The 20,355-nt window shown below is 63.5% G+C and carries 21 protein-coding genes and 1 pseudogene; 17 read left to right on the top strand and 5 right to left on the bottom strand.

The genetic code is table 11. From position 1 onward, the window contains the following. The first annotated feature begins 4 nt into the window (after nucleotides 1–4). The 3 genes from ABMA59_RS25490 to tatC are packed head-to-tail and all read left to right on the top strand — an operon-like array spanning nucleotide 5 to nucleotide 1,865. Nucleotides 5–238 carry a twin-arginine translocase TatA/TatE family subunit gene (locus ABMA59_RS25490; RefSeq protein ID WP_349008194.1) on the top strand — a complete coding sequence of 78 codons (234 nt, stop codon included), beginning with the start codon at nucleotides 5–7 and terminating at the stop codon, nucleotides 236–238. A 32-nt stretch (nucleotides 239–270) separates the two neighbouring features. Further along, on the top strand, nucleotides 271–1,032 hold the full coding sequence (gene tatB, locus ABMA59_RS25485; RefSeq protein ID WP_349008193.1) for a Sec-independent protein translocase protein TatB: 762 nt from the start codon (nucleotides 271–273) through the stop codon (nucleotides 1,030–1,032). Then, nucleotides 1,029–1,865 carry a twin-arginine translocase subunit TatC gene (tatC, locus tag ABMA59_RS25480; protein ID WP_425475984.1) on the top strand — a complete coding sequence of 279 codons (837 nt, stop codon included), beginning with the start codon at nucleotides 1,029–1,031 and terminating at the stop codon, nucleotides 1,863–1,865. The genes tatB and tatC overlap by 4 nt, the downstream gene beginning before the upstream one ends. Before the next feature lie 191 nt (nucleotides 1,866–2,056). On the opposite strand, the gene ABMA59_RS25475 is transcribed toward tatC, so the two are convergent. Further along, nucleotides 2,057–3,025 (bottom strand): hypothetical protein, encoded by a 969-nt coding sequence (locus ABMA59_RS25475; protein ID WP_349008192.1) that lies wholly within the window; start codon nucleotides 3,023–3,025, stop codon nucleotides 2,057–2,059. Nucleotides 3,026–3,273: 248 nt separating this feature from the next. On the opposite strand from ABMA59_RS25475, the gene ABMA59_RS25470 reads away from it, so the two are divergent. The 3 genes from ABMA59_RS25470 to ABMA59_RS25460 are packed head-to-tail and all read left to right on the top strand — an operon-like array spanning nucleotide 3,274 to nucleotide 4,830. After that, nucleotides 3,274–3,858: a nitroreductase family protein gene (locus ABMA59_RS25470; protein WP_349008191.1), complete on the top strand. Its 585-nt coding sequence runs from the start codon at nucleotides 3,274–3,276 to the stop codon at nucleotides 3,856–3,858. A gap of 3 nt (nucleotides 3,859–3,861) precedes the next feature. Then, a complete protein-coding gene (locus ABMA59_RS25465; RefSeq protein WP_349008190.1) occupies nucleotides 3,862–4,464 on the top strand; it encodes a flavin reductase family protein in 603 nt (200 codons plus the stop codon). 18 nt (nucleotides 4,465–4,482) lie between these two features. Continuing rightward, nucleotides 4,483–4,830 (top strand): hypothetical protein, encoded by a 348-nt coding sequence (locus tag ABMA59_RS25460; protein ID WP_349008189.1) that lies wholly within the window; start codon nucleotides 4,483–4,485, stop codon nucleotides 4,828–4,830. 19 nt (nucleotides 4,831–4,849) lie between these two features. Here the strand turns inward: ABMA59_RS25460 and ABMA59_RS25455 are convergent, their stop codons facing one another. Both ABMA59_RS25455 and ABMA59_RS25450 read right to left on the bottom strand, forming a co-directional pair. Beyond that, a complete protein-coding gene (locus ABMA59_RS25455; protein WP_349008188.1) occupies nucleotides 4,850–5,731 on the bottom strand; it encodes an HpcH/HpaI aldolase/citrate lyase family protein in 882 nt (293 codons plus the stop codon). Then, nucleotides 5,731–6,183 carry a MaoC family dehydratase gene (locus ABMA59_RS25450; RefSeq protein ID WP_349008187.1) on the bottom strand — a complete coding sequence of 151 codons (453 nt, stop codon included), beginning with the start codon at nucleotides 6,181–6,183 and terminating at the stop codon, nucleotides 5,731–5,733. The genes ABMA59_RS25455 and ABMA59_RS25450 overlap by 1 nt, the downstream gene beginning before the upstream one ends. Before the next feature lie 242 nt (nucleotides 6,184–6,425). On the opposite strand from ABMA59_RS25450, the gene ABMA59_RS25445 reads away from it, so the two are divergent. From ABMA59_RS25445 to ABMA59_RS25425, 5 genes are all read left to right on the top strand, one after another. After that, nucleotides 6,426–7,397, top strand: a complete 972-nt coding sequence (locus ABMA59_RS25445; RefSeq protein ID WP_349008186.1) for an ABC transporter permease — start codon at nucleotides 6,426–6,428, stop codon at nucleotides 7,395–7,397. 68 nt (nucleotides 7,398–7,465) lie between these two features. Continuing rightward, the gene (locus tag ABMA59_RS25440; protein ID WP_349008185.1) at nucleotides 7,466–8,485 is read left to right on the top strand and encodes a sugar ABC transporter substrate-binding protein; all 1,020 of its coding nucleotides are present in this window, start codon (nucleotides 7,466–7,468) and stop codon (nucleotides 8,483–8,485) included. 74 nt (nucleotides 8,486–8,559) lie between these two features. After that, nucleotides 8,560–10,683, top strand: a complete 2,124-nt coding sequence (locus ABMA59_RS25435; RefSeq protein WP_349008184.1) for an ABC transporter permease — start codon at nucleotides 8,560–8,562, stop codon at nucleotides 10,681–10,683. Continuing rightward, the gene (locus ABMA59_RS25430) at nucleotides 10,680–11,729 is read left to right on the top strand and encodes an SMP-30/gluconolactonase/LRE family protein (RefSeq protein ID WP_349008183.1); all 1,050 of its coding nucleotides are present in this window, start codon (nucleotides 10,680–10,682) and stop codon (nucleotides 11,727–11,729) included. The genes ABMA59_RS25435 and ABMA59_RS25430 overlap by 4 nt, the downstream gene beginning before the upstream one ends. Before the next feature lies 1 nt (nucleotide 11,730). Beyond that, nucleotides 11,731–13,257 carry a sugar ABC transporter ATP-binding protein gene (locus ABMA59_RS25425; RefSeq protein WP_349008182.1) on the top strand — a complete coding sequence of 509 codons (1,527 nt, stop codon included), beginning with the start codon at nucleotides 11,731–11,733 and terminating at the stop codon, nucleotides 13,255–13,257. 230 nt (nucleotides 13,258–13,487) lie between these two features. Here ABMA59_RS25425 and ABMA59_RS25420 read toward each other — a convergent pair whose 3' ends face one another. Beyond that, nucleotides 13,488–14,315 carry an alpha/beta fold hydrolase gene (locus ABMA59_RS25420; protein WP_349008181.1) on the bottom strand — a complete coding sequence of 276 codons (828 nt, stop codon included), beginning with the start codon at nucleotides 14,313–14,315 and terminating at the stop codon, nucleotides 13,488–13,490. Nucleotides 14,316–14,488: 173 nt separating this feature from the next. Here ABMA59_RS25420 and ABMA59_RS25415 point away from each other — a divergent pair, with 173 nt between their 5' ends. The 6 genes from ABMA59_RS25415 to ABMA59_RS25390 are packed head-to-tail and all read left to right on the top strand — an operon-like array spanning nucleotide 14,489 to nucleotide 19,624. Continuing rightward, complete coding sequence (locus tag ABMA59_RS25415) at nucleotides 14,489–15,745, top strand: ABC transporter substrate-binding protein (RefSeq protein ID WP_349008180.1); 1,257 nt, start codon at nucleotides 14,489–14,491, stop codon at nucleotides 15,743–15,745. 3 nt (nucleotides 15,746–15,748) lie between these two features. Then, the gene (locus tag ABMA59_RS25410) at nucleotides 15,749–16,486 is read left to right on the top strand and encodes an ABC transporter ATP-binding protein (RefSeq protein ID WP_349008179.1); all 738 of its coding nucleotides are present in this window, start codon (nucleotides 15,749–15,751) and stop codon (nucleotides 16,484–16,486) included. Beyond that, on the top strand, nucleotides 16,483–17,199 hold the full coding sequence (locus ABMA59_RS25405) for an ABC transporter ATP-binding protein (RefSeq protein ID WP_349008178.1): 717 nt from the start codon (nucleotides 16,483–16,485) through the stop codon (nucleotides 17,197–17,199). The genes ABMA59_RS25410 and ABMA59_RS25405 overlap by 4 nt, the downstream gene beginning before the upstream one ends. A 33-nt stretch (nucleotides 17,200–17,232) precedes the next feature. After that, the gene (locus tag ABMA59_RS25400; protein ID WP_349008177.1) at nucleotides 17,233–18,108 is read left to right on the top strand and encodes a branched-chain amino acid ABC transporter permease; all 876 of its coding nucleotides are present in this window, start codon (nucleotides 17,233–17,235) and stop codon (nucleotides 18,106–18,108) included. Then, the gene (locus tag ABMA59_RS25395; protein ID WP_349008176.1) at nucleotides 18,105–19,148 is read left to right on the top strand and encodes a branched-chain amino acid ABC transporter permease; all 1,044 of its coding nucleotides are present in this window, start codon (nucleotides 18,105–18,107) and stop codon (nucleotides 19,146–19,148) included. The genes ABMA59_RS25400 and ABMA59_RS25395 overlap by 4 nt, the downstream gene beginning before the upstream one ends. 47 nt (nucleotides 19,149–19,195) lie before the next feature. Further along, nucleotides 19,196–19,624: a hypothetical protein gene (locus ABMA59_RS25390; protein ID WP_349008175.1), complete on the top strand. Its 429-nt coding sequence runs from the start codon at nucleotides 19,196–19,198 to the stop codon at nucleotides 19,622–19,624. 549 nt (nucleotides 19,625–20,173) lie between these two features. Here ABMA59_RS25390 and ABMA59_RS25385 read toward each other — a convergent pair. Continuing rightward, nucleotides 20,174–20,355, bottom strand: a pseudogene (locus ABMA59_RS25385) (hypothetical protein); the annotation flags it as partial.

Raw genomic sequence — 20,355 nt, 5'->3', positions numbered from 1 at the left:
TGACATGGGTTCCTTTTCGATATGGCACTGGCTCATCGTGCTGGTGGTCGTGCTGCTGCTGTTCGGGCGCGGCAAGATTCCCGAACTGATGGGCGACATGGCCAAGGGCATCAAGAGCTTCAAGAAGGGCATGTCCGACGAGGACGCCGAGACCGCGAACGGAGCCGACCCCAAGACCGTCGAGCACCGCGCGGACGAAACCGTCGCCGCCGCCCGGGAAAAAGCCAGCAAGAGCTGAGCCCTTCTTGGGTCAGTCTGGATTGAAAAGCCATGTTTGACATCGGCTGGACCGAGATGCTCGTGATCGCGGTCGTCATGATCGTGGTCGTGGGGCCGAAGGATTTGCCGAAGATGCTGCGCACCTTCGGCAAGATGACCACGAAAATGCGCTCGATGGCGGGCGACTTCCAGAAGCAGTTCAACGAGGCGCTGAAGGAAGCTGAGCTCGACGACGTCAAGAAGTCGGTTGACGCCTTGCGCAGCATGAACCCGGCCAACGAGATCAAGAAGCAGCTCAACCCGTTCGAACAGGCTGCAGCCGACGTGCGCGCCGGCCTTCAGTCGGCGATGGGGCCGAAACCCTCGACCTCGTCTGAACCCGCGACCCCCGCCGCTCATGAGGCCGAGCCGCTGAAGAACGGTGCGACCGCCATGCCGGGCGTTGCCGGACCGGAGGCAACGGCTGCGCCGGTCGTGGCGCCGCCTGCCGCGACCGCTGCCCCGGCTGCAATAGCAACACCCATGTCGCCGCCCGAACCCGCGAAGCCGGCTGCCGCCGCCGCGCCGATGTCGGACCCGCAGCCGGCCAAGGTCAATGGATCGCAAAGCCCGGCTGCGCCCAAGGCGGCATCCGCCCGTGCGTCGAAACCGAAGGCAAGCACCGTTAGGTCCGCGGCCAAGGCGAGCGAAACCAAGCCGAAGACCCCGGCCAGGGCGAAGAGCGCCGCCGCTGCCACAGCGCCTGCCGCTGCGAAGGCTACCAAGCCCAAACCTGCGGCGTCTGCCCGCAAATCCGCGGAAAAATCGAAGTGAGCAACGCCCGGGACGAAAGCGAGATCGAGGCCTCGTCGGCCCCGCTGATCGAGCATCTGATGGAGCTGCGCACGCGGCTGATGTGGTCGATCGGCGGCTTCTTCGTCGCGTTCCTCGTCTGCTTCTATTTCGCAAAGCAGCTTTTCAATATCCTGGTCCAGCCGTTCAAATGGGCCGTCAACTGGGCGGGCCTGCAGCATCAGCAGGTCGAACTGATCTACACCGCGCCGCAGGAGTTCTTCTTCACGCAGGTTAAGCTCGCCATGTTCGGCGGGCTGGTCATCGCCTTTCCGCTGATTGCCGCGCAGATCTATAAATTCGTGGCGCCCGGCCTCTACAAGAACGAGCGCTCCGCCTTCCTGCCGTTCCTGATCGCCTCGCCGATCCTGTTCATCATGGGCGGTGCGCTGGTCTATTTTTTCTTCACGCCGATGGTCATGTGGTTCTTCCTGTCCATGCAGCAGGTCGGGCCCGGCAATGACGTGCAGATCTCGCTGCTGCCGAAAGTCTCGGAATATCTCAGCCTGATCATGACGCTGATCTTCTCCTTCGGCCTGGTGTTCCAGTTGCCGGTGGTGACGACGCTGATGGCGCGCGTCGGCCTGCTGACCTCGCAGGGGCTGAAGGAAAAGCGCAAATGGGCGATCGTGCTTGCCTTCATCGTCGCGGCGGTGCTGACGCCGCCCGACCCGATGAGCCAGATCGGTTTGGCCGTGCCGACCATCATCCTCTACGAGGTCTCCATCTGGGCCGCCCGCTTCGTCGAGAAAAAGCGCGAAGAGGAAAAGCTCGCCGCCGAGAAGGAAGAATCGGGCACGCCCGCGGCGACATAGGCATCGCCTGAACGGGGCGGCATCGCCGCCTCAGCAATTCAGGAGAGTCTGTCCCGACCTCGGGGAACCGCGGGCTGCCCATCTGCAACGGGCCGCTCAACCAATCCGGCCTGGACACCCGCGGTGTTCTGAAAAAGAAACAAGACCTCAGATGGCGAACCTCGACCGATTCTCCCCACCGGGCGTTGCCGTCAATCCGCGCCTTCGACCGCGGTCGGCGTGCTTTCGTCGGCGATGACCTCGACCTCGGCGTTGTGGCCCGCTTCCACGGTGAAGTCGCGCTGGTAGATGTGGTCGCGATTCTTGGCGACGATCGTATAGTCGCCTTCCGCCAGCACCATGGAAGCGTAGGCGCCGACGCTTTCGCGCACGGGATCGCCGGAATTGGTCTGCACCGACCACGACGTGTCGGCGATTGCTTCGCCGCCGGCCTGGCGCACCAGTTTCATCGTCATCTCGGCGGCGCGGTGTTCGACCGTCGCTTCGGTCAGCTTGCCGGCCTCCACCTTGATGTCGGAGCGGATGACCGCGTTGACGTTCCCGTAAGTGGAAACGACATGATAGACGCCGGCATTGAGCCGGATCACCGTGTTCGGGCTGACGTCGGGAAGGATCAGCGCCCGCTCGCCGCCGGGCTTTTCCTCGGCTTCATAGATCGAGAACCGCAGCTTGTCGGACGGGATGCGGACCCCGCCCGAGTTCTCCGCGTCGAGCTTCAATCCTCCCGCATCGAGGACAAAAGCCTCGCGCTTGGCGTCGTTGCCCACCGAAATGCGCTTGGTGGCGCCTGCGCGGCCGTAGGAGGCATGAACCAGATATTGCCCAGGCGTCAGGTCGAAGGATTGCGTGCCGCCCTGAGCCGAGGCGACGAGGCGCAGCTTGCCGTCGGCGCCGGGTTCTGTCTCGAAGATGCGCCAGACCAGTCCGCGCGTGATGTCCCCACCGTCCTGGATCAACTGCGCGGCCAGCGTGATGCGGCCAAGGCTCGCGGTTGCCAGCGGTGACGTGTCCTGCGCTGGTGCATAGGTCGACAGGCCGGGCAGATCGATCTTCGGCAGGCGGTCGCCGAGTTCCTGCGCGCCTGCAATGCCGGGCGCTACCGCCAGCACGGCGAGAGTGAAGAATACGGCAAGCTGGCTGCGGATATTTCGCGCGATCATCTTGCCATGAAACGCAACGCGGTGGCAATTTCAAGACTGGGCGTATTCATCCGACGACGCCGGCCCGCAAACGGCGGCTTGCCGAGCTTCCGCCGCTCACATATCTGAATATCCGCATTGGTTTTACCCGGCTGCCATTCTGTGTCGGCGAGACCCGCAGTGCGATAAACCCGATCCGCGCCATCCGGCGCAGCCAGAGCCGCCTTCCTGACGTGCTTCAGCCAGAAAATTTTGGAGAAAACAAAGATATGGCGTCGCCGATCATCGACTTCCTGCTTGCCCGAGGATCGGCTCCGATCCACGACCTGAAAGGTCCTGGCCCGACCGATGACCAGATCGCGCTGATGCTGAAGATCGCGACGCGCGTTCCCGACCACGGCAGGCTGGAGCCGTGGCGTTTCATCCTCTATCGCGGCAAGGCGCGCGAGGAGATCGGCGAGGCGCTGGTTGAACTGGTCGAAAAGGTCGAGGGACCGCAGCCGGAAGGCCGCAAGCAGAAGGAGCGCGAGCGGTTTTCGCGGGCCCCGCTGGTCATCGGCGTGGTTTCCAGCCCGAAACCCAACATGAAGATCCCGGAATGGGAGATGTTCCTGTCGGGAGGTGCCGCGGCGATGAGCCTGCTGATCGCCGCGGGAGGGCTCGGCTACGGCGCCAACTGGATCAGCAACTGGTATTCGGACGTGCCGGAGGGCCGCCGCCTGCTCGGCCTCGCGCCGCATGAGCGTGTCATCGGTTTCGTCCATATCGGCAACTACCAGGGACCGGCGCCAGAGCGTCCGCGCCCTGACGTGTCAAAACTCTATTCGGACTACTCCGGTCCCTGGAAGGAGTAGGCGGTGTTCTACGAGCCCTCGAATGGCCATGGCCTGCCGCACGATCCGTTCAAGGCGATCGTCGCACCGCGGCCGATCGGCTGGATCTCGACGCTGAGCAAGGCGGGACAAGTCAATCTTGCACCCTATTCCTTCTTCAACGCTTTCTCGTCGCGGCCTTACCTGGTGTGGTTCTCGTCGGAGGGCAACAAGGATAGCGCGACCTTCGCCGAAGAGACCGGCGAGTTCGTCGCCAATCTGGTCGGCCGCGATTTTGCGGAGCACATGAACCGCACCTCGGTCAACGCGCCGCGCGGCGTCAACGAGTTCGACTATGCCGGGCTGACGGCCGCGCCGTCTCGGCTGGTCAAGCCGCCCCGCGTTGCGGGTGCACCGGCGGCACTCGAATGCAAGGTGACTGAAGTCATCCATCCGAAGACGCTGGACGGGGTATCGGATGTGGCCGTGGTTGTCGGCCAAGTCGTCGGCGTCTTCATCGACGACGCGTATCTGACCGACGGCCTGTTCGACACCGCCAGGGCCGGCAACGTCGCCCGCCTCGGTTATCTCGACTATGCGCGGGTTGACGAGACGTTTTCGATGCGCCGGCCGAGATGGGACGACTGATTGTGCATAGAGACAAGCATGGCCAAACTGGATGCCCGTGACATATCCGCATGCCGCCAAATTCTGCATTATTCGGTCGACAGGGACGCTGGGAAGCTAAGGAGCCTGCCGAATGTCGAGTTTGTGTTCGATGTGAACGAGTTTGTTCGTCACCTTGACGACTACGGTGTCGCTTTTGGCTATCCACCTGAAAACTTTGATATCTTCCTGCAGGCAACCTCCGGTGAATCACTTGAAGGCGGGATTGGGCTGGATTTGCCTATCTGGGGGGAGGGTGTGGACCCGACCGAGGTCGAAATCGACATTTGGATCGACATTTCTGTCGATCCTCACCGGATTTTTGTGAAGGGCCACCGGATTCCCTGACGTAGGAGAAATTCAACTTCTATTCGGAAAGTCTAGTTGATCTCGCCCTTGCCAGCACCCGCTCCGCGCGGCGCAGATGCGGGCGGTCGAACATCTTTCCGCCGATGCCGACAACGCCCAGATTGCCGGCGGCGGCAAAGGCCTCGACCACCATGCGGGCTTCGGCCAGCGCTTCGGGCGAGGGCGTGAACGCCTCGTTGATCACCGCGACCTGGTCGGGGTGGATCGCCATCTTGCCCGTAAAACCGTCGCGTTCTGCCTCCAGGCATTCGGCGCGCAGGCCTGGCTCATTACGGAAATCGACAAAAACCGTGTCGATTGCAGCGGTGTCGGCGGCTGACGCCGCCAGCAGCGTCAACGAGCGGGCCAGGCGGAAGACATCGGTGTAGCGGCCTTGGTCGTCGCGGGTAGCGCGCGCGCCGATCGCTGCCGAAAGATCCTCCGCGCCCCACGTGACGGCTGACAAACGCGGGCTTCCACGCCCGAAGCTGGCGGCAGCAAAGACGCCGGCGGCGGTCTCCGAAACGATCGGCAGGATGCGGGTCGCGCCGTCGGCCAGTCCGTTCTCCGCTTCCAGCACCCGGAGCTTAACCGAAAGCCGCTCGACATCGGCGAGCCCTTCCGCCTTGGGCAGCATGATGCCGTCGGGCGCCGCGGCCATCACGGCGGCAAGATCGTCGTCGGTCAGGCCGGAGGCGAGGTCGTTGACGCGCACATAGATCGCCGCCTTTGCGTTCTCCCGCCGTTCGCGGATCGCCGTGGCTGCAATGCCGCGCGCTGCGGCCTTGTTCTGCGGGGAAACGGAATCCTCGAGGTCGATCAGAATCACGTCGGCGGCCGACGTAAAACCCTTTTCCAGCTTGCGCTCCGAATCGCCTGGCACGAACAGCAGCGAACGCATCAGGCAGGCCTCTTCAAGATCATGGTCTGGCGCAGGCAGCGCGCCACCAGCACGCCGTCCTGGTTGAACGCCCGGTGTTCCATCTCGACGATGCCCCGGTCCGGTCGGGACTTTGATTCCCGTACCGACTTGATCTCCGTCTCCACCCGTACCGTGTCGCCGTGGAAGAGCGGATGCGGGAACACGATTTCAGTCATGCCGAGATTGCCGACCAGCGTGCCGAGCGTCGTGTCGTGCACGGAAATGCCGATCATCAGACCGAGCGTGAACAGCGAATTGACCAGCGGCTTGCCCCATTCGCTTTTCGCCGCGAAGTCGAAGTCGATATGCAGGGGTTGAGGGTTCAAGGTCATGGTCGAGAACAGCATGTTGTCGCTCTCGGTGACGCTTTTCCGCAGCGTGTGCTGGATCACCAGGCCCGGCCGGAACTCCTCCAGATACAATCCTGCCATGGGTCTCCTCCATTTTATCTTCCCTGCTAGCCCGGCGCCGCTGGGTCGGCAAGGCGGTTGGGAATTTAGGGGATGTGCCGCCGGCGAATTTCCATCGAATGCGCGGCATCCGCTGCACCGTCACTTCGTTCCCGCTGGCCCACAGCCGCGATTGACGAGAAGCCTGATCGGCTAATAACTTCGCAGATGGAGGGTGGTCGTGGCCGTGTCCTGGGAGGGGATGCGGCAAAGGAGCGGGGACCGTGCGCCAGTCCAGAAAGCTCAGCCAGGAAGGCATCGTCCTGGCCACCGCCGCCGTGATCTTCGTCGTGGCGGGCCTTTCGCTGCCTGGATTCCTGACTCCCGACAACCTCGTCTCGATCGTGCGCTCCGTCTCCGTGCTCGGCATCCTGGCGCTCGGAATGGCCATCGTCATCATAGGCCGTGGCATCGATCTCGCCGCGGTCGCCATCATGGCGATGTCGGTCGCCTGGTATCTGCAACTCCTCAACGACGGCATGGCCGACGGTACGGCGATTGCCATCGTGCTTTGCGGCGTGCTCGCGATCGGCCTGCTCAACGGCTTCCTCGTCGCCTATGCCGACGTGCCGGCGATCTTCGTGACGCTGGCGAGCGGCTCCTTTGTCTTCGGCTATGTCCGCTCTCAACTGATCTCGCAGGACGCCGTGCCGGTGCCGCCGGACCACTGGCTGGCGCGTTTCGGCGGGCTGCGTTTCCTCGATATACCGATCGAGGTCTTCATTTTCGCAGCACTGGCGGTGCTGATCTTCCTGTTCCTGCGCTTCACCAAATGGGGCCGCTACGTCTATTACGCCGGCGACAACCCGATCGCCGCGCGCAACATCGGCATTCCCGTGCGGCCGATGCTGGTGCTGCGCTACGTGATTTCCGCGCTGATCGCCTTCGTCGCCGGCCTGCTGACGGCCGCCAGCCTGCATTCGATCAACACCCGCGTCGTCAATTCGACGCTGCTCTACGACATCGTGCTGGTGGCGGTGATCGGCGGCATCGGCCTGACGGGCGGCAAGGGCGGCGTGCGCAACGTGCTGTTCGGTGCGGCCCTGATCGGCATCATGCTCAATGCCATGACCATCATCGACATACCGCTGATCTACCAGAACCTGATCAAATCCACCATTCTTCTTGCCGCCATCATCATCGACGGGCTCGTCAACCCGCGTGACGAGCAGACGGCCCAGCAGGGTGACATTTAGACACGCGAACGGCCTGACGGCCTTTCGCCGGACGTAACGAAAACCGAAACAGCAAAAAGGGGATTGCCATGAGACTGATGTTGAAACTTCTGGCCGCCGCGGCCGCCTTGTCGATGCCGTTCCTTGCCGTCCAGGCGAGGGCACAGGAGGATCCCGGCCCGGCCGCCTACGCCGAGGCGATGAAGGGCAAGCGCGTCATGCTGGTCCCGATGGCGATGGGTTTCGACCTGGCGCAGGGCTGGGCAAGCTACATCAAGAAGGAAGTCGACGCCTTCGGCGGCACCTTCGAGACCCGCGATCCGAACTGGAGCGTCGAGGCCGGTGCCCAGGCGATCACCGAGGCGATCTCCTCCGACACCCGACCGGACGTATTGATCGTGCATTCGCCCGACCTCAACTCCTATGCCCGCCTGCTGAAGAAGGCGCAGGCCGCCGGAACCTACGTCATCCTCATCGACAATCCGGCCAACTTCGCCGCCGACGCCTTCGTCGGCTCGGACTGGGACCGTCTCGGTCAGCTTGAAGCCGAAGCCGTGATCAAGGGCTGCGGCCCGAACTCGTCGAAGAAGATTGGCCTTGTGCAGGGCGACCAGGTCAATGCGTCGAGCCTCTACCAGTATGCCGGCATCATGAAGGTGATGGCCAAGAACCCGGACTTCCAGATCGTCGCCAAGCCTGACTCCAACTGGGACGCCACCACCTCGCGCAACGTGACGACCACCATGCTGCAGCAAAACCCCGACATCTGCGGCATCATCGACTTCTGGGACGGCGACGCCGTCGGCGCGGCGGCTGCGATCCGCGACGCAAAAATGCAGGACAAGGTGTTTCTGGTGACGACCGGCGGCGGCGAAAAAACCGCCGACTGCGACAAGCTGGAAGACGGCACCTATGGCGCGGTTGTCATGACCGAATTGCACCAGCAGTCGCGCGACATCAACGCGATCATCAAATTCCTGCTGCAGAGCGGCCAGGCGCCCGGCACCTCGAAGACTTACATCTACACGCTGGAGAAGGCGACGACCAAGGCCGACCTCAAGCCGGATAGCTGCTGGGACCTGAAGGCGCTGCAGACAGCCGCGCAGTAGGAACGCGCAGCCCGAATAATCAGAGCCGGCCGGACCTTCCGGCCGGCGCCCCTCCCGTTTTCCGGCGCCAACAAATGACCTTTCGCGAACGCCTGCAGTCCTGGCGCTACAATCTCGTGCCCGATCATCTGATCGGCGAGATACTCACCAAACGCTGGACCGACAATGCGATCCCGTTCCTGGCGCTGGTGATCACCGTCGCCGGTTTCGGCACGGCCATTCCCGGCTTTTTCAAGATCGCCTCGTTGCAGGATTCCACCCGCCAGCTTGGCGAGTTCTCGATCGTCGTCACTGGCCTGGTCGTCGTCATGCTCGGCGGCGGCATTGACCTCTCCGTCGGCTCGATCTTCGCGCTCTCCTGCTTCGCCGCCGTTTCAGTGTTCTTCATCTTCGAGCAGCCCGTCTGGATGGCACTCGCCGCTGCGATCGCCACCGGGCTCGCCTGCGGCGCCATCAACGGTTATCTCGTCGGCGTGCTCAGGTTGCGTGCCTTCCTCACCACGCTGGTCACCTTCATCATCGGCCGCGCTTTGTTCGATATTCTGGTCGTCAACTTCGCCGCCCAGATACAATTGTCCATGGCGATGTCGGATGTCTGGGATTTCATCGGCGACGGCACGGTGTTCGGCTTCTCCGTCTCCGTGCTGACGGCCATCGTGTTTGCCATCGTCACCCATATTGCGCTCACCCGATCGCGCCCCGGATGGCATGTGCTGGCCGTCGGCGGCTCGCGCCGCTCGGCCCACAATGCCGGTATCCGGGTGAAGCGAACGGTATTCCTGACGTATGTCTTCTCCGGCTTCTGCGCTTCGATCGCTGGTTTCCTCATCGCCACGCGGCTCAGCGGAGCAGGGCCGGGAACAGGCCTCAACCTCGAAATCCTGGCTCTGACGGCTGCCGTGGTCGGCGGCAACTCGCTCGGCGGCGGACGCGGGTCGATCGTGAAAGGCCTGATGGGCGCCATCGTCGTGCTGGTCATGACCAACGGTCTGATCCGGCTGGGTTACGGCACCGGCACCAACCAGATGGTGCTCGGCCTGATGCTGGCTGTCGCCGTCATCATCGACATCCGCTGGCTGAAGAACCGCCACAAGGTGTTGAACGAGGTCTATGTCGCGCCGGTCTATTTGAAGATGGGCGAGACGCAGTCGGCGGCGCCGGGTTCCGGCACGCCCTACGAACTCGACAACCGCCTCTCCGAGACCGAATACATCGGCCTCGGCGAGCTGGAAGGCCCCGAGGACGTCATCCTCGACCGCGACGACAATCTCTATTGCGGCACCCGCCACGGCGAGATCGTCCGCTTCTTCGCGCCAGATTACAAACGCTCGGAAGTCTTCGCCCATATAGGCGGCTTTCCGCTGGGGCTCGCCTTCGACAGAAGCGGAAACCTCATCTCCTGCGTCGGCGCGATGGGCCTCTATTCCGTCTCGCCCGAGCGCGAGGTCAAGCGGCTCTCCGCCGAGACCGCGCGCTCCTGGACCTCGATCGTCGACGACGCGCGGCTGCGCGATCCCAACGATTGCGACGTGGCTCCCGACGGCCGCATCTATTTCACCGACTCGACCAAGCGCTACGACGCCCATGATTGGGCGCTGGACTCGATCGAGAACCGCGCCAGCGGCCGCCTGCTTGTCTACGACCCGAAAGACGGCTCGACCAAAACCCTGCTCGACGGCTACCGCTACGCCAACGGCGTGTGCATGGCGCATGACGGCAAATCGCTGTTCTTTGCGGAAAGCTGGGCCTGCCGGGTCCACCGCTACTGGCTGGAAGGGCCGAAGGCCGGCACCGCCGAATGCGTTATCAAGGACATGCCGGGCTATCCCGACAACATCAACCGCGCCTCAGACGGCAATTACTGGATGGCCTGGCTCGGCATGCGCACGCCGAGTTTCGACCTGTCGCTGCGCCACCCCGGCATGCGCAAGCGCATGACCCGCCGCCTGCCGCAGGACGACTGGCTCTTCCCTAACATCAACACCGGCGGCGTGGTGAAGTTCAGCGGGACCGGCAGGATCGTCGAGACGCTCGGCGACCTGACCGGCGTCTCGCACCCGATGGTCACGTCGATGCGCGAGCACAAAGGATATCTTTATGTCGGCGGCATCCTGAACAACCGCGTCGGCCGCTACCGCATCCCCGGCGCGGACGAGGGGTGGACCGGGCCGCGCTCCTATTGGGGAGCCGGCAAATGATCTTCGATCCGATCCTCGACCTTTTCCGCGGCAAGGCCGTCACCATCCCGCCGCTCGACGGCGCGTTCCGGCCCAATACCCGCCTCGACGAGGCCGAGATTTTCATCACGCTCGCCGATGCCGACAATCTGGCCGTGCGCGGTGACGCGCTTCTCGCCAGCAGCGGCAACGCCGTCTACGAAATCGCCGCCGGCGCCGCGCCGCGTGTCGTCGAGACTTTTTCCGCGCCGGTCACCGCGCTGGCCGTATCCCCATCGGGCGAGCTTGTCGCCGGGCTCGAAACCGGCAAGCTGGTGATCGCCGGCAAGGAGGTGGATCTGCCCTCGGCGGTCGGCTGCATCACCGCGCTAGCGTTTGAGGGCGACGGCGCGCTGTGGCTCGCCAACGGCTCGGCCACCCGCTCGCCGTCGATGTGGAGCGCCGACCTGATGGCGCATGGCGAAACCGGCAGCGTGTGGAAACGCGACCCGGGCTCGACCGCCTTCCGTGAGATCGCCTCTGGGCTCGCCTTTCCCTATGGCCTGCATCCGGCCGGCGACGGCGTCGTCGTCAGCGAGAGCTGGCGTCACCGCCTGATCCGCATCGACGCCGCCGGCAAGCGGGACGTCGTGGCCGACCACCTGCCGGGCTACCCGGCGCGGCTTTCGCCCGCCGGCGATGGCGGCGTCTGGCTTTCGATCTTCGCGCCCCGCAACCGGCTGATCGAGTTCATCCTTGAAGAGGAACACTATCGGCAGGACATGATGGCCGAGGTCGAGCCGCGCTTCTGGATCGCGCCGTCGTTCTCGTCCAACCGGAGTTTTCTCGAGCCGCTCCAGTGCGGCGGTATCAAGACGATGGGCGTGCACAAGCCGTGGTCACCCAGCCTCTCCTACGGCCTCGTGGTTAAGCTCGATGCGCGGTTGCGCCCGGTCAGCAGCCTGCACAGCCGCGCCAACGGCGTCCGCCACGGCACATGCAGCGCGGTCGAGCTTGGCGGACATGTCTACATCGCCTCGCGCGGCGGCGACGCGGTGCTCAGGATCAATCTGGCGGAGGTTTCCTGACATGGATGCCCGCGCAACGACGATGCCAGCCTCGGACGTGATCGTCCGGCTCGAAGACGTCACCAAAGCCTATCGCGGCGTGCCCGCCGTCAAGAACGCCACCTTCGAACTCCGACGTGGCGAGATCCACGCGCTGCTCGGCGAGAACGGCGCCGGCAAGTCGACGCTGACAAAAATCATCGCCGGCGTCGTCGAGATGAGTTCGGGAAAAATGATCCACAATGGCAGGGAGATTGCCTACGCCACGCCCAACGCGGCTCTGGACGCGGGCATCGCCATGGTCTTCCAGGAGACCAGCCTGGTGCCGTCGATGACGGTCGCCCAAAACCTCTATCTCGGCACCGAAGCGTTTCTGAACCGCCTGCGCGGCATCTACATTTCCGCCCAGCAGTTCCTGCAGTCGCTGAATTTCCCGGTCGATCCCACCGCCATGGTCGAGACACTGGGCGCCGCCAAGCGGCAGATGGTCGAGATCGCGCGCGCCGTTCACCACAACGCCGAGATCATCATATTCGACGAGCCAACCGCAACCCTGACGCCGGAGGAAAAACGCCATTTCTTCGCGCTGGTGCGGCGGCTGAAGGCGAGGGGAGTCTCCATCGTCTTCATCAGCCATGCGCTGGAGGAGGCGCTGCTTCTCTCCGACCGCATCACCATCCTGCGCGACGGCGAGATCGTGGCGTCCGGCGACACGAGAACCTTCGACCGCGAGAAGATCATCGCCGCCATGGTCGGGCGCAAACTGTCGGCCGAGCTCTACCGAAACCGCGACGATGCCCAGCTCAGGCCGGCCGGCAAAAAGGTTCTGTCGGTGCAGGACATCTCCATGGGCGCCATGGTGCGCAACAATTCCTTCTCGATCTTCGAGGGCCAGATCACCGGCGTCTTCGGCCTGATCGGCTCGGGGCGCACCGAGACCTTCAAGGTGGTCGCCGGCATCCACAAGCGCGACTTTTTGCGGGGTGGCGTGATCGAGCTGGACGACCGGCCGGTACGCTACCTCGTGCCGGCGCAGGCGGTACGCGACGGCGTCGTCTACGTCACCGAGGATCGCAAGAGCGAAGGCATATTCGAGACCATGTCTATTGCCGAGAACCTGTTCTCCGGTCTGCTTGCGGCGGGCCACGAGCGCGCCTGGGTGATCAGCCTGAAGGAGATGCACGCGCTGTCGCGCGAGTGGAGCGAAAAGCTCAGCATCCGTGCCATCAACGACAATGCCCGCGTCGTCGAACTCTCCGGCGGCAACCAGCAGAAGGTGGTGATCGGCAAGGGGCTGGTGGAAAAGCCCCGCCTCGTCATCTTCGACGAGCCGACTCGCGGCGTCGACGTTGGCGCCATCGTCGAGATCCACCAGATCATCAACCGCCTGGCCGACGACGGCCTCGCCGTCGTTGTCATCTCGTCCTACCTGCCCGAGATCATGAACCTCTCCGACCGCATCCTGGTCTGCCGCCAGGGCCGCATCGTTGAGGAGTTTTCACCGACCGAGGCGACCGAGGAGAAGATCATGTACGCCGCGGTGCATTGAGGGTTACGGTCACCGGGCAACCTTGAATTTGACTGCTGGCGCCTCGTCGAACCCCCCTCTGTCCTGCCGGACATCTCCCCCTCAAGGGGGGAGATTGGCAGTGTCGGCCTCACCGCTTGTCCTGCACCTTTGACGATTGGCGAAACCAAACCGGCCACCCAATCTCCCCCCTTGAGGGGGAGATGTCCGGCAGGACAGAGGGGGGTGCGAAGGAGTGCAACCTCCGAATTCTACCCCCGCCACTCCCTCTCCAAACTCTTCAAGAACCGGTCCAGGATCGGATCGAACCGGTCCGGCGAATCCCAGAACGGCGCATGGCCGGACTTTTCGATCAGATGTTTCTTTCCTTCCCAAAGATTCGAGAAGCGGATCGTGTCGACGAACTCGACGTTGACGAACGGCTCGTCGATGCCGTTGAGCACGGCGATCGGCGGCGTTTCGCCCAGGATGATCTGGCTCTGGTCGCGGCCCACACCCTCGCCGAACTTGCTCAGCATCAGTTTTCGCGCGCGGCCGTCGGTGCGCTTCACCGCGTCGTGGAGCATCTGGTCGAAGGGTTCGCCGCAGGTGCTATGGGCATAATTGTCGATATCCTCCGGCGAAAAATGCTCCTGCCCGGCAAGGCCCATATGCGGGCTCGGGCGGAAGCCATTGCCCAGGTCGGCAGCCGAAACCGGCGGCGTGCCGGTGATCATCAGGCCGAGCATGCCCTCGTAGAGGCCGATCATTTCGAGCCCGATATGGCCGCCGAGCGACCAGCCGAAAATCGCCGCGCGATCGTGTCCGAGCTTCAGCATCGCCTCGGTGAAGGCGTCGGCGTAGCCCGGCATGTTGTAGGTGCGGTCGGGGTCGATCGCATCGGCTGATGCGCCGTGGCCCGGCAGGTCGATGGCGACGAGGTGATAGTCCCGGCCGATCTGGCCGTCGAACTGGTTGCGGAATACTTCCGACGACGACGAATTGCCGTGGATCATCAGCACCGGCATGCCGGCACTATCCGTCTCGCGCACCGCGAGCCTGCCGTGACTGGTTTCCACATCGAATTTCTTCGTCGCCACCCCGGCCTCCGTCGCTCGTTCAGGCAATTGCACACAAATCCATCACCCGCCGGCGCACGTCCGCCGAACAGGCAAAACTGCGTGACGAGGCATGAAAATATCTTTTCAGATTGAACCGCATGTGCATAGATTGTCAATCATTCAACCTAGCCGACGCAACAGGGGAACGTGTCATGATGATCGCCACCACCATTGGCCGCAGAGCCCGGCAACTCGTTTTGGGAGCCTCGATCGCAGCGCTTGCCGCGGTCGCGTCCGGCGGCGCCCTTGCCGACACGATCAAGATCGGCCTGCTTGCCCCGCTCACCGGCCCGGCGGCCGCCGACGGCCAGGAATTCCAGCGCGGCGCCCAGCTCGCCATCGACGAGATCAACGCGGCCGGCGGCTTCAACGGCGATACGTTCGAGCTGGTGGTCGGCGACGTGAAGGACCAGTCGGCCGGCGCGGTGACAAGTGCCGTCGAGCGTCTGCTCGGCGATCAGGACGTGCATCTGATCACGACCGGCTACGCCAGCCTGACCAATTTCGAGATCGACAACATGGCTGAGGCGGAAATGCCCTACATCCTCTCGGCCAATTCCCAGCAGACCAAGGACATCGTCGCCGCGGATCCGTCGAAATACGGCTGCTGCTGGTCGCTGACACCGTCCTATGACGCCTACAACACCGACGTCACCACCTTCGTCGAGAAGCTGGCCGCGGATGGCAAGATCCAGCTCCCGACCAAGAAGGTTGCGATCGTTTCCTCCGACAACGCCTATTCCAAGACCATTTCGGAAGGCATGAAGAAGACCTTTGCCGAGAAGGGCTGGACCATCACGGTCGACGAGCTCGTGCCGTTCGGCGAGGTCACCGACTGGCGCGCCATCCTGGCGAAGGTCCGCGAGAACGTGCCGGACGTCGTCATCAACACCGACTACCTGCCCGGGAACTCCGCCTCCTTCTTAAACCAGTTCATGGAGCAGCCGACCAAGAGCCTCGTCTTCCTGCAGTACGCGCCGAGCGTGCCGGAATTCGTCGAACTGACCAAGAAGAACTCCGACGGCGTCATCTACAACCTGCTCGGCGGACCGCTGACCACGCCGAAGAACCCGCGTGCCGCCGAGGTCGCGGACAAGTACAAGGCGAAATACGGGTTGGAGAGCGGAACCTATGGCGCGGCGCTCTATGAGAGCGTCTACGTCTATCTCGACGCCCTGAAAAAGGCGGGCAGCGCAACCGACCATGCCGCGGTGATGAAGGCGCTGGCCGAGACCGACAAGCAGATCGCCGCCGGCCGCCTGAAGTTCGATCCGGCGACCCACCTGGCCACCCAGGGCGACGAGTTCATCCCGATCACCTTCTTCCAGATTTGGGACGGCAAGCGCGACCTGATCTCGCCGGCGCAATACGCCACCGGCGAGTTCAAGATCCAGCCTTGGTTGCAGTGAGGCATGGCGCTGCTTGAACTGGACGACGTCTCGAAGGCCTTCGGTTCGCTGAAGGCCGTCGAGGGCGTGTCCTTCAAGGTCGAGGCCGGCGAAATCTTCGGCATCGCCGGCCCGAACGGCAGCGGCAAGAGCACGCTGTTCAACGTCATCACCGGCATCCCGTTCGGGCCGGATCGCGGCACTATCCGCTTCGACGGCGTGGAGGTCCAGCGCCTGCGCGGCCACCGCATCGCGCGGCTCGGCCTGGCGCGCACCTTCCAGCGCGAAACCAGTTTCGACGGCCTGACCGTGTTCGAGAACGCGCTGATGGGTTCCAGTTTCGGCACCGCAAGCCAGCCGGCGCCCGCCGCGCGCGAGGCCGCCGCCGAGGCGCTGGAGTTCGTCGGGCTCGGCGTGGCTCAGTTCGGCCGCCCGGCGGGAGAGCTTTCCGTCTTCCAGCGCAAATGCCTGATGCTGGCCACCGCGATCGCCATGAAACCAAAAATGCTGCTGCTCGACGAGCCTGCCTCCAGCCTCACCAAGCCGGAGATCGACAGCTCGATCGAGCTGATCCGCCGCACCGCGGCGCGCGGCATCACCATCCTCTTGATCGAGCACGTGCTGACCTTCCTGATGAGCCTCTCCCAACATCTGCTGGTGCTCAACCAGGGCACCATGCTGGCACTCGGTGAGCCGCGAAAAGTGATCGCCGACGAGCGGGTCGTAGAAGCCTATCTCGGGACGCGAAGGGCCGCCGCGTGAGCGATCCCATGCTCAACGTCGCCCGGCTCACCGTCGGCTATGGCCGCGTTACCGTGCTCGACGGCATCTCGATGGAGGCCGGCCGCTTCGGCAACGTCGGCCTGTTCGGTCCCAACGGCCACGGCAAGACGACGCTGTTGCGTGCTGTTTCCGGTCTGCTCAAGCCGCGCGGCGGCGCCGTGCAGTTCGACGGCGAGGACATCACGGGTCTCACGCCGCGCGCCATCGTCGGCAAGGGGCTGATCCACGTGCCGCAGGGCAACACGCTGTTCCCCGACCTCACCATTGCCGACTGCCTGGCGCTCGGCGCTTATTCGTCGCGCGCCCGGCCGCACGAGGCCGCCAACCGGGAAAAGGTGCTGAAGCTGTTCCCGAAACTCAGGGAACGCTGGCGCCAGCGGGTGCGCACGCTTTCCGGCGGCGAGCGCCAGATGGTCTCCATCGGCACCGCGCTGATGAGCCACCCGAAACTTCTCATCCTCGACGAGCCGACGCTCGGCCTCGCGCCAAAAATCAAGGACGAGCTCTGCAAGTCCGTGCTCGACATCTCGAAGAGCGGCGTGCCGCTTATCGTGGTCGAACAGGACGTCGAGTTCCTGCTCGAGCTCACAAAACACCTCTATTTCGTCAATCATGGCCAGGTGGAGACGGAGATCAAGCCGGGCGAGAACCTCGCTCACTCCGACATCATGGCCATGTATTTCGGGCACTAGCGCAATGCCGGATCGGATTTGGGACATGCTCGGATGAACACCGCCGCGGACATCCTTTTCGGCGGCCTGTTCCAGGGTTCGCTCTACGCCATGATGGCGGTCGGCCTGGCCCTGGTGTGGACCACCATCGGCGTCTTCAATTTTTCCCACGGCGTCTTCATGATGCTCGGCGCCTATCTCGCCTGGCAGTTCGTGGCGCTGGGTTTCCCCGCCTATGTCGCCTTTCCGCTGGCGGTCGCGCTGATGGCCGGCGTCGGCTGGCTGCTGCAAGCGACGGTGGTCAGGCCGCTGATCGGCCGTGCCAACCTGGTACTGGTCGTCGTCATCACCACGCTTGCCGCCGGCTCGCTGATCGAGAACGGCGCATTGGTCATCTGGGGGCCGCGCTCAAAACAGGTTCCTCCGCTGCTGGAGGGCAACATCACGCTGGGCGGCATCGGCGTGTCGCTGCACCAGATTGCCATCATCGTGATCACGCCGATCATTCTCGCCGCGCTCTGGGCCTTCCTCAACCGCACCCGGCTCGGCCTCGCGCTGCGCGCCGTGGCGCAGAACGAGGACGCCAGCCGGCTGGTCGGCCTCAACGTCACCGCGCTCTATGCGCTGGCCTTCGGCATTGCCGCCGCGCTCGCCGCGCTCGCCGGCATCTTTCTCGGCGGCTACCGCTTCATGACGCCGGTGATGGGCGCCGACCCGCTGCTGAAAGCCCTCATCGTCGTCGTTTTCGGCGGCATATCAAGCATTTCCGGCCCGATCTTCGCAGCCTACGTGATCGGCTTCTTCGAGGCGATCTGCAGCTATTATTTCGGCCTCTACTGGACGCCGGCGCTGCTGTTCGCCGCGTTGATCCTGACCCTGATGGTCAAGCCCGAAGGCTTGTTCACCCGAAGCGGCCGGGGGTTCGCATGACCGCCGCGAACCTGGCCGACGCAAAACCCTCCCGCCCGGCGGCGAGCGCCATCCCGGTCGGCCCCGGCCGCGTGCCATGGCAGCGCGAGGCGGTCGCCATCGTCATCGGTTTCGCTGTTCTGGCGCTGCTGCCCTTCGTCTTCACCGACAGCTACAGCCGCCACGTGCTGATCATGGTGTTCATCTACGCCATCGTCGCGTCGAACTGGGACCTCAGCCTGGGTTACGGCGGCGTCTTCAATTTCGGCCACATCGCGCTGTTCGGCATCGGCGTCTACGCCTACAGCCTGCTGACGAAGTTGGCCGCAATGGACCCTTGGCTGGCGATGGTCGCCAGCGGCGTCATCGCCGTCATCGCGGCGGTCGCCGTCACCATCCCGATCCTAAGGCTGAAAGGCATCTACATCATCCTCGTCACCTTCGGTTTCGCACAACTGGTGATGCAGGTGATCCTGAGCCAGTCCGACTACACCGGCGGCACGCAGGGCATCGTGCGCATCCCGTCGCTCTACGTGTTCGACCACAACATGGTCCGCGACGGCAAATTCGCCTATTTTTACATCGCGCTGGCGCTGCTGGCGGCGAGCACCGTCTTCCTGCGCGCCTTCGTGCGCTCGCGCACCGGCATCAGCATCGTGGCGCTGCGCGACAACGAGGACTATGCGGTGAGCCGCGGCATCTCGCTGGTCAAGCAGCGGCTGATCACGCTGGCGGCAAGCGCCTTCTTCACCGGCGTGGCCGGCGCCTTCTACGCCGCCTACCAACGGAACGCTTCGGTAGAAGTTTTCAGCATGAGCCTTGGCACCATTATCCTGTCGATGGTGCTGCTCGGCGGCACCAGCACGATCTACGGCGCCATCATCGCCTCCTTCGTGCTGACGGTGTTTTCCGAGGCAATGGCCGATTTCGGCGCCTGGCGGCCGATCATCACCGCCTTGCTGATCCTCGTCGTGATGCTCGCCTATCCCGGCGGTATCGTCGGCATGCTGAATGCAGCGATGGCGGTGTTTTCGCGGCGTGGTTCGGCGGGGAGGGGCTGAGGCAGGCCGTCCGCAAAGTTAGTGGCCTTTAATTGGAGCGGATGCAGATGGGCATCACCGTAGGAGAATATGAGACCTTTAGAGCGTGGTTAGTGGCGTTCATAGAACACGCGAAGCCCGACTACTCCGCCGCCATTGCGGCCTTGGACGCGATGGCGATCAAGTCACCGGCAAATGCTCGCAAAGGACTACAAATGGCAATCGGCGACAGTCTTGAAATGAGTGCTGACTGGGACAGAGAAGAGGTGGCGCAATTCGATGCATTCTGCTGGGAACGACAGCTTCCAACTTTGACGGAGATCCGGCCGCGCTTCATGAAACAGATAACACGTGTTATCAAGCGCGGCTTTATTCGCTCGGAAGCTGAGTATTACCTAATTAGGAATGCGGTAGAGGGCATGCCCGACGATTCGGAGAGTCTCAAGCTCTGGACGTTGCTGACCGATTATGAGGAGAAGATTTCCAAACCCTCTTGATGAGGTCCGATTTGGGGTCGAAACCCGACATTGACCCAAGCAGGCTGGGCCGGCTTTGACGACGATTCGCCTGCTATCTCGTGATGTCCGTCTGTTACGAAGCGAAAGCCTGCTCCATTTCGAAATTGCAAGGCACTGGCCGGCCTAGCTGTCTTCACGATCATGTCTAGGATTATTTGCCTAGGATTATTTACATCGCTGCCAATCGGTGAGATTATCGCCGACGCCTGTATCGGAGGTGGGCGGCGATGGACGGACGTGCGGCAATCGAGAGAAACCTTGAGGCATTGAAGCGCATCCTTGCCATGCTGCTCGCCATGGCCGAGATGGGCGCTGGGGAGCTTGGCGCAGGGGGACGGTTTACTTTCTTTCCGCAGAAGGGCGCAGCCGTTTCAAGGCTGGCTCAAGCGGAAAAAAGTAAACCGTCCCCGGCACTTACCCTTCCTCGCCACCTCTATCTCGCCATCCTGCGGCTGCTGCGTCCGGCCGAAGCGGCGGCGCGGCGGCTGATCATCGCGGCCGCACGTGGGATCGTCGGTAAGCGCCCGGTTATGACCCGGGCTCTTGTGGGCTGCCGTTTTGGCTGTCGCCGCGATTGGCTTTGTGCTCGCGGATGAAGTCGATCAGACTTTCGAGTCCGAAGTCTGTGAAGGCGGGGATCTGCTGTTCGTCGGGCCCGTAGACCCAGAGGCAGCCGTCCTCCGGTTCCATGTCGATATAGACCTCCCACA

The sequence above is a fragment of the Mesorhizobium yinganensis genome (assembly GCF_040081985.1).
GTDB classification, from domain to species: domain Bacteria; phylum Pseudomonadota; class Alphaproteobacteria; order Rhizobiales; family Rhizobiaceae; genus Kumtagia; species Kumtagia yinganensis.
This window is presented reverse-complemented; position numbering and strand designations above follow the sequence as displayed.

Excerpts from the sequence above, each read along its gene's own strand:
- ABMA59_RS25490 (WP_349008194.1), top strand. The coding sequence starts at position 5 with ATGGGTTCCTTTTCGATATGGCACTGGCTCATCGTGCTGGTGGTCGTG.
- tatB (WP_349008193.1), top strand. The coding sequence starts at position 271 with ATGTTTGACATCGGCTGGACCGAGATGCTCGTGATCGCGGTCGTCATG.
- ABMA59_RS25475 (WP_349008192.1), bottom strand. The coding sequence starts at position 3,025 with ATGATCGCGCGAAATATCCGCAGCCAGCTTGCCGTATTCTTCACTCTC.
- ABMA59_RS25470 (WP_349008191.1), top strand. The coding sequence starts at position 3,274 with ATGGCGTCGCCGATCATCGACTTCCTGCTTGCCCGAGGATCGGCTCCG.
- ABMA59_RS25460 (WP_349008189.1), top strand. The coding sequence starts at position 4,483 with ATGGCCAAACTGGATGCCCGTGACATATCCGCATGCCGCCAAATTCTG.
- ABMA59_RS25455 (WP_349008188.1), bottom strand. The coding sequence starts at position 5,731 with ATGCGTTCGCTGCTGTTCGTGCCAGGCGATTCGGAGCGCAAGCTGGAA.
- ABMA59_RS25450 (WP_349008187.1), bottom strand. The coding sequence starts at position 6,183 with ATGGCAGGATTGTATCTGGAGGAGTTCCGGCCGGGCCTGGTGATCCAG.
- ABMA59_RS25440 (WP_349008185.1), top strand. The coding sequence starts at position 7,466 with ATGAGACTGATGTTGAAACTTCTGGCCGCCGCGGCCGCCTTGTCGATG.
- ABMA59_RS25435 (WP_349008184.1), top strand. The coding sequence starts at position 8,560 with ATGACCTTTCGCGAACGCCTGCAGTCCTGGCGCTACAATCTCGTGCCC.
- ABMA59_RS25430 (WP_349008183.1), top strand. The coding sequence starts at position 10,680 with ATGATCTTCGATCCGATCCTCGACCTTTTCCGCGGCAAGGCCGTCACC.
- ABMA59_RS25425 (WP_349008182.1), top strand. The coding sequence starts at position 11,731 with ATGGATGCCCGCGCAACGACGATGCCAGCCTCGGACGTGATCGTCCGG.
- ABMA59_RS25415 (WP_349008180.1), top strand. The coding sequence starts at position 14,489 with ATGATGATCGCCACCACCATTGGCCGCAGAGCCCGGCAACTCGTTTTG.
- ABMA59_RS25410 (WP_349008179.1), top strand. The coding sequence starts at position 15,749 with ATGGCGCTGCTTGAACTGGACGACGTCTCGAAGGCCTTCGGTTCGCTG.
- ABMA59_RS25400 (WP_349008177.1), top strand. The coding sequence starts at position 17,233 with ATGAACACCGCCGCGGACATCCTTTTCGGCGGCCTGTTCCAGGGTTCG.
- ABMA59_RS25395 (WP_349008176.1), top strand. The coding sequence starts at position 18,105 with ATGACCGCCGCGAACCTGGCCGACGCAAAACCCTCCCGCCCGGCGGCG.
- ABMA59_RS25390 (WP_349008175.1), top strand. The coding sequence starts at position 19,196 with ATGGGCATCACCGTAGGAGAATATGAGACCTTTAGAGCGTGGTTAGTG.